The 6,931-nt window shown below is 35.6% G+C and carries 8 protein-coding genes; 2 read left to right on the top strand and 6 right to left on the bottom strand.

The window, feature by feature from the left end:
* Positions 1–291 precede the first annotated feature (291 nt).
* Both ABF682_RS08195 and ABF682_RS08190 read right to left on the bottom strand, forming a co-directional pair.
* Positions 292–822, bottom strand: a complete 531-nt coding sequence (locus ABF682_RS08195; protein WP_415619481.1) for a metallophosphoesterase — start codon at positions 820–822, stop codon at positions 292–294.
* Positions 822–1,421 carry an XTP/dITP diphosphatase gene (locus tag ABF682_RS08190; RefSeq protein WP_415619480.1) on the bottom strand — a complete coding sequence of 200 codons (600 nt, stop codon included), beginning with the start codon at positions 1,419–1,421 and terminating at the stop codon, positions 822–824. The genes ABF682_RS08195 and ABF682_RS08190 overlap by 1 nt, the downstream gene beginning before the upstream one ends.
* A gap of 163 nt (positions 1,422–1,584) precedes the next feature.
* Here ABF682_RS08190 and ABF682_RS08185 point away from each other — a divergent pair, with 163 nt between their 5' ends.
* Positions 1,585–2,073 carry a YslB family protein gene (locus ABF682_RS08185; RefSeq protein WP_289978199.1) on the top strand — a complete coding sequence of 163 codons (489 nt, stop codon included), beginning with the start codon at positions 1,585–1,587 and terminating at the stop codon, positions 2,071–2,073.
* A gap of 80 nt (positions 2,074–2,153) precedes the next feature.
* Positions 2,154–2,585: a hypothetical protein gene (locus ABF682_RS08180; protein ID WP_289978197.1), complete on the top strand. Its 432-nt coding sequence runs from the start codon at positions 2,154–2,156 to the stop codon at positions 2,583–2,585.
* A gap of 105 nt (positions 2,586–2,690) precedes the next feature.
* Here the strand turns inward: ABF682_RS08180 and dltD are convergent, their stop codons facing one another.
* The 4 genes from dltD to dltA are packed head-to-tail and all read right to left on the bottom strand — an operon-like array spanning position 2,691 to position 6,919.
* Positions 2,691–3,938: a D-alanyl-lipoteichoic acid biosynthesis protein DltD gene (gene dltD / locus ABF682_RS08175; protein WP_289978195.1), complete on the bottom strand. Its 1,248-nt coding sequence runs from the start codon at positions 3,936–3,938 to the stop codon at positions 2,691–2,693.
* Positions 3,935–4,168 carry a D-alanine--poly(phosphoribitol) ligase subunit DltC gene (gene dltC / locus ABF682_RS08170; protein ID WP_415619479.1) on the bottom strand — a complete coding sequence of 78 codons (234 nt, stop codon included), beginning with the start codon at positions 4,166–4,168 and terminating at the stop codon, positions 3,935–3,937. The genes dltD and dltC overlap by 4 nt, the downstream gene beginning before the upstream one ends.
* Positions 4,169–4,184: 16 nt before the next feature.
* The gene (gene dltB, locus ABF682_RS08165; RefSeq protein WP_289978190.1) at positions 4,185–5,393 is read right to left on the bottom strand and encodes a D-alanyl-lipoteichoic acid biosynthesis protein DltB; all 1,209 of its coding nucleotides are present in this window, start codon (positions 5,391–5,393) and stop codon (positions 4,185–4,187) included.
* Positions 5,393–6,919, bottom strand: coding sequence for a D-alanine--poly(phosphoribitol) ligase subunit DltA (gene dltA / locus ABF682_RS08160; RefSeq protein ID WP_289978188.1), 1,527 nt, complete (start codon positions 6,917–6,919; stop codon positions 5,393–5,395). The genes dltB and dltA overlap by 1 nt, the downstream gene beginning before the upstream one ends.
* Between the last annotated feature and the right edge of the window lie 12 nt (positions 6,920–6,931).

Genomic DNA, 6,931 nt, shown 5'->3' with positions numbered 1-6,931 from the left:
ACCCGTAACTCCGCCTTGAGAGGGCGACGTCTTAACCAATTTGACCAACGGGCAAAATACTCTTATTATTATACATTCATTCTGAACAATGTCAACCTTATTTTTTAACAAAAAATTGCACGTAAAAGCAGCATATGAAGATAATTATACAATAACAAACACAGAAAATTATAACAATATCGAATACCTGACTATTAATGAATTGACGTGAAAACATGAAAAAAATTGTAGTTACACTCCACTTCAATAATCTAATATATAATTCTCTCAAATCTGTATTCATTCTTCATTCTATCCTCTTTTATAATCAATTACCAAGTCAGGAACAGCTTCAAAATTGCGATTATAAAATTGCACATGCAGATTATTCTGCACACCAATCTCAATCAACGCGTAGGTCCCGCCTATACTGCTGTATTTCCCTCTTGGAAAGCTAATACTACCTGGATTAAGAAATAAGCACCCATTATTCATTTCTGCACCTAAAAGATGTGTGTGACCGTACAACGCAATTGTTGCTTCATTTTCCTGCGCTAAGAGGTCCAGACTATTCAACCCGCTATTTACACCATATAAGTGCCCATGTGTCAATAAAACAGTTTCAGAGCCCACAGTAGTAACTATTTTTTTTGCAAATCTAGAATCATAATCACAATTTCCCTTTACCACATGAAAATCATTGAATAATTCATCATCCGCTTCAAGCTCTGAGTCCCCACAGTGGAACATCGCATTAACCTTTCCCTTATACTTTTTCAGAAGTCTTACCAAGATGTCACGGTCTCCATGGCTATCACTCACTACCAATATTTTTTCACCCATTATTCTTTAACCCACCAATCGTCAAATTTTTCACTCAATTCCTTAATTGCCTGTCCGCGATGACTAACCTTATTTTTCTCAATGGGTGTTAATTCTGCAAAAGTTTTGTCAAGCTTAGACAAATAAAATAATGGATCATATCCAAAACCAGCAGCACCCCGTAATTGCTTCAATATCCGCCCCTTAACATTCCCACTAACTATCAGTGGTTCTCTCCCAATACGAGTAACAACTAACGAAGTATGAAATACTGCAGTTCTTTCCTCATCAGGAATATCTTCCAACTTACTAAGTAACTTCTTATTATTAGCAGCATCATCATGATCACCTGCGTAACGCGCAGAGTAAATCCCGGGTTCTCCTCCGAGCGCATCCACCATTAACCCAGAATCATCAGCTACAACAGCTGTCTGCAACAGGTTAGTTAATGCCCATGCCTTGATCAATGCATTTTCCGTAAAGGTTTCCCCATTTTCAATAATTTCTGGAATCTCGTCTAATTCATTTAGGGTTTCAACCCTGAAACCTTTTGGTTCAAAAAAAGCCCTGAATTCGCGAGCTTTCCCCTTATTTTTTGTTGCTATTAATATTCTTTTCATAATAAACCTCACTGTTAAATAATGTAGTTCTCTTCACTAATTATACAGATAAACCTTGATAGTAGCAAAAATCTTCACTATTATTTAAATTTTAAATTAGTTACAACTTTTTTTGACATTTCAATGTATAATCATTAGTAGATCGAATTAAAGGAGAGTCGTCATGGACGTAAATAAATATCTAGAATTGTCACAAAATAAGGGGTTGGAAAATACTCTTGGCTATGAAATTATACGTGACATCTTGGTCCCAGAACTAATCGGGGATAACTCCAATATTCTCTATTGGGCGGGAAAGCGATTGGCACGCAATGTATACCTTGCTAAAGATGATGATTTGCCAGTCTTCTTTTCTAAAGCCGGCTGGGGAGATTTAAAACGAATTAAAGGACATCAAAAACAGCAACTTTTCGAATTATCAGGTGACGTTATCCAGTTGCGCAACGACATTATTGAACAAGCTGATTTTCTATTAGAGGCCGGCTTTCTTGCAGAGACAATTCAATTACAAACCGGTTTTGTTTGTGAAGCTATCATTAAGGAAATCAAAAAAAAGAATGGCACCGTATCTTTCTTAGTCCAATTAGATCCGGACGATCCAATTGACAGCATATTGATTCCCGAAAAAGAACCACTTCATTTCTCTGAATAATTTGTAATTAGACTCTTAGAAATGTGAAAATCCTGTTGCTTTAAATATTACTATAGCATGGGTTAAAGGGGTTTGGGAAAATGCGTTCTTGGATAAAAATAAGCATAATAATTGTGATTTTAGACCTCTTAATCGTATTTGGAGTCTATCACTGGTATGAAAAACTGATTTGGAAAACACCCTACTATAGCAGCACACAAGATATTGAACTTGTATCTGATGATCAGCAAGTCCAGCGCTTGACGTCACAGCAGTATCATGGATTTATCCGCTTGACTCATCGCGCAATCAAACGACAACTAGATGGATATAATTTCGAAGATCTGCATGGTTATAATATAGAAATCTGGAAAACAAAGCAGCCACATGTCTATTACATCAATTACGTTTGTGGAACAGATTTTTTGGTTCAACGCTTCAGTACTGTGATGAGCATTCGCATAAAAGAACCAACACTTAGAGGAAATCCGCACTTTAAAATTGTGAAATTTATCAGTCATTTGCCACGCTAACAAGCAATGCCTGCATCTAAATACTAAAAAATAGATCCTGAGTCAAAATTTAACTTTTGACTCAGGACCATTTTTATTTTATATAAATCTTAGCTATTTTAATAATTAATAATCTAAATTCTGCCACTTCTTCGTATAAAAATAATTATCCATCTTATATTGCGGTTTTGCCTGTTTTTTTGTCAAAAACGGATTAACATACTGATCAACGGCCAGCCAGCCACGCCAACCAAGATGAATTGTATCTTGCATAAAGTATGGCTTTTTACCTTCTTTAGACAAATTCGCAATGTGGGTGAATCCTTGTGAATTTAATTGATACGTAATCTTATTGTTAAAAGTTTGAATCATCGACATTGATAATCCAGTATATTTTGCCCATTTTTCATTGACTGGTGGAATGATAAACAAAACATTTATATGATGCTTTGCAAACTCATTTAATACAAGCTGAAAATCTGAATACTCGACAGACTTGACATAACTAAAGTTTCTTTGTTCCCCTGCCAATTTTTTGTAAACAGGTTTTAATTTGTGATTCCAAAAATTATTATCAATACGCAAAGAATTATTTGTTGTATTGGCCTTGCCTAATTCATACCCTATCTTGTCAAGTTTAGCTTCATTATAAACTGCAGGTAGTTCCTTTTCTCTTTTTTTAATCAATGCTTCTCGATTATTTAGCGAAATCGTTGAAAATAATTGATCTTCATGATCAAGTTCGTTTTTTACCGAATGCAAATAGGTCTTCTGAAAGCTAGTTAATCGTTGTCCTGCAGCAATCCGCAAAACACTATCATCAATTTCATCCGTAGAGTCTTTAGGATTTAGCGCGAGTAATCTTTCAGCCGCGTATCTATTTTCAGTTGTTGGCTTTGCCTTCAGTAACCAATTCACAATTTCCGGTCGTGGGTAAAAATAATTGAAAGCTGCAGGATCAATTCCACCTTTAACAAACCATTGTGGTGAAATAATAAACACAGCTTTTTTATTATTCAATTCATTGCCAAATCCCTGCATCTGCCAGAACTGAGTTATCGACTGCGTTCCTGCAGTTCCTAGTAAAAACGGACGATAGCTACGATGATATTTTTGCGCCAATACTGATGGATGAAGTGCGTCTATTCTTGAAAGTTCTGATGATCCAAAAAAAGGAACATAATTTTCCTTAAAAGCTGCACGTTTAACCGCCATTCCCTTAAAAACCTGTGGGGATTGGGAGAGCGCTGCCTTTTGAATCGTGCTTTGTGAAATTTTATCTGGCCTGAATGGGGAAAACAAGAAACCAAGAACAATTATGGCTGCACACACAACCGGGCCGAAAATCAAGAATAGTCTTTTGAAAATAATCATGCTTTTAATGATTCAACTTTCGCAATAATCTTGTTAGGTGTTTCCCATTCACTACGTTCAAATTCTGAAACTGGTACATCGACTCCGCATTGTGTTTGCAATTCAAGTAGTAATTGCACAGTTGCCATTGAATCAATCAGGCCTGCATCAAAGAGATTAATATCAAGGTTAGTTGCAACCTCATCGCTTCCGGTTAAATCTTGTAAAATTTCAATAATTTGTTCTTTCATTTTAAAAACTCCCTTTTTATTTCATAATATGGTGAAACATCATTGTGTTTAAGAAACCTGAAAAAATCAAGAAACTAAAACAAACTGTATTAAATGTTAGAAAAATAGCAAATAATTTCGTAAAACGATTACTTGGAATTTGCTGGCGGTGCTTCTTTTTAAAACGCAACCATGCATCACAAATAATGATTGCACACGCATGAAATAAACCATAAACAATGTAATACCATGTTACTCCATGCCAGAATCCCATTATTAAGAATAATGTTAAGTACCCTAAGTTAGCAATCGTTATGCGACTTTTAATCAGTTTCTTCTTCATTATAAAAAATACCAGTCGCATATAAATGTAATCTCTAAACCAAAATGACAATGTCATATGCCACCTATTCCAGAATTCCTTAATATTTGGAGCAGCAAACGGTTTGTTGAAATTCATTGGCGTTGCAATTCCCATAATATAGCTCGTTCCAACTGCGAACAAGCTATAACCCGCAAAATCAAAAAACAAATCCATTGACCAAATATACATATAGGCAACAAGCCACCAGGATAATCCGCCATGTGCTAATGCATTTTGAGCAACTTGTGGCATTAGAAGTGTTCCAAAAAAGTACGCGATAAAGAACTTATAAAGAAATCCCAGAAAAATATACCAAACTCCCTTTTCAAGTAAATCCAAATACTTTTCCCGCGAAAGCTGCTTATTATAATCTCCGATAAATCGACGATATCGATCAATCGGACCTGAAGAAATAGTTGGAAAGAATAGTAAAAACTGGATTGTTTGCCACAACTTAAATTCTTTAATTGCTCCATCACGAATTTCCATAATCATTCCAACGATTTTGAAAGTAATATAACTAATTCCCAAAAAACCGATAATTGAAACTTGTCCACCATAAATCGCGGGTGTAATCTTGACAATTATCAAAGGAATAATAGCTATAAACACAGTCAGATAGAATATCCATGAGTTATTTGACCTTAACCTATAATTAAAATATAGCTTAATCAAAATAATTTCTAAAACCACATAAACAATTAAAGCGATTCCTTGGTGCCACTTTATCCCCCCAAAGGACAATAGTAAAAAGCCAAAAGAAATAAGTGTTTGATACCAATAAATTTTCTTTTCACACAGATTCGCAATAACTACTGGTAACAGCGTCAAAGCTATCAACAAAAAATATGTTGGATTTTGATACGGTTGCATATTAATCATTAGCTATTGACCTCGTTCAGAATCTTCTTACGATCCACCTTGCCATTATTAGTAAGTGGTAATGACTCTACATAAACATATTTCTGTGGAATCATATAGGGCATCATCAAAGTCGTTAGTTCTGTTTTGATTGCCTTTGTTAGTGCAAATTCCGATTTAAACTCGTTTTCCTTTGGAACTACATAGGCCACAATTTGTGTTGCTTTATGATTAACATCGTACTTAACCGCACATGCAGCCTGCTTAATCAATGAGACCTGGTTTAGATGGTGATCGACTTCTTCAAGCTCAATTCTGAAGCCATGAAGCTTGACTTGAAAATCAATTCTTCCATGATATAACAGCTGTCCCTCATCATCAATTTCAGCTAAGTCACCAGTGCGGTAGGCATGCTTGCCCTTAAAATCAACAAATGCTTGCTGCGTTTTTTCAGAATTATTCAAATATCCTTTAGAAACACTTGGACCAATTATTAGTAGCTCTCCTGACATTCCAGCTGGTAATTCATGCAGATCTTCATCCACAATCAACAATTCGGTATCATCCTTGGCAACTCCAATTGGTAATCTAGGATAACGCTCAAGAACATTTTCATTAATCAGCACCTGACTAACCGCAACTGTAGCTTCAGTTGGCCCATATGTGTTATAAATACTTGCTTTTGGAAAACGCTCCTGCAGCTTCTGTGCTGCCTTATGCGTGAACTCCTCACCACAAAATAGAAAATGTGTAATTGTGGGATAATTATCTTCATTGAAATTCTTATCGAGTAAACAGATATCCATGAATGAGGGTGTTGAAACCCAGATATTTAATTCTAATTTTGGCAGTAGTTCAAATAACTTTTTAAAATTATCAGTTACTTTCTTCGGTAATACAGTCAATTTTCCACCCTGTGTTAGTGCAGGATAGAGCGACATTACAGATAAATCAAATGAATATGCCGGTTGCGCTAGAAATGTTTTTCCAGCTGTAATTCCAAAATCACTTCTCATCCAATCCAAGAAGCTTTGCAAATTATTAGCACTTATCTGTACCCCCTTGGGCACTCCCGTAGTTCCCGAAGTAAAGATTGTATAAAAGATATCATCATCGCTAACTTGATATTTCGCAGCAGTAAAATCTTTTGTCTCATTATCAAAAGTCTGCTCTAGCGCTTCTCTATCTAAGATAGTGAGGCCTTCTAATTTTACCGTTAACTTTTCAACAGCAATGCATGCTGCTGGTTTTGCAATTTCATTAATTTGAATAATTCTTTCGTTTGGTGATTCCCCATCTAATGGTATATATGAATGCCCTGACTTTACAACTGCTAAAAAAGAAACAAGCATTTCAAAGGTTTGTCCACCAAATACCAAAATAGGTGCTTTTTTGGGTAAGTCCAAACTTATTAATTTCTGAGCCAAAGAATCCGACATCTTCCTCAACTCTAAATATGTGCGCTTGTCACCCAGATAATCATACACAATTGCATCTGGCATCATTTCGGACCATTTATCAATTTGTTGAATAATGTTCACGAGCAAAAACATCTCCCT

Source organism: Liquorilactobacillus sp. (assembly GCF_047719775.1).
In the GTDB taxonomy this organism is placed as follows: Bacteria; Bacillota; Bacilli; order Lactobacillales; family Lactobacillaceae; genus Liquorilactobacillus.
This window is presented reverse-complemented; position numbering and strand designations above follow the sequence as displayed.

Excerpts from the sequence above, each read along its gene's own strand:
- ABF682_RS08195 (WP_415619481.1), bottom strand. The coding sequence starts at position 822 with ATGGGTGAAAAAATATTGGTAGTGAGTGATAGCCATGGAGACCGTGAC.
- ABF682_RS08190 (WP_415619480.1), bottom strand. The coding sequence starts at position 1,421 with ATGAAAAGAATATTAATAGCAACAAAAAATAAGGGGAAAGCTCGCGAA.
- ABF682_RS08185 (WP_289978199.1), top strand. The coding sequence starts at position 1,585 with ATGGACGTAAATAAATATCTAGAATTGTCACAAAATAAGGGGTTGGAA.
- ABF682_RS08180 (WP_289978197.1), top strand. The coding sequence starts at position 2,154 with ATGCGTTCTTGGATAAAAATAAGCATAATAATTGTGATTTTAGACCTC.
- dltD (WP_289978195.1), bottom strand. The coding sequence starts at position 3,938 with ATGATTATTTTCAAAAGACTATTCTTGATTTTCGGCCCGGTTGTGTGT.
- dltC (WP_415619479.1), bottom strand. The coding sequence starts at position 4,168 with ATGAAAGAACAAATTATTGAAATTTTACAAGATTTAACCGGAAGCGAT.
- dltB (WP_289978190.1), bottom strand. The coding sequence starts at position 5,393 with ATGATTAATATGCAACCGTATCAAAATCCAACATATTTTTTGTTGATA.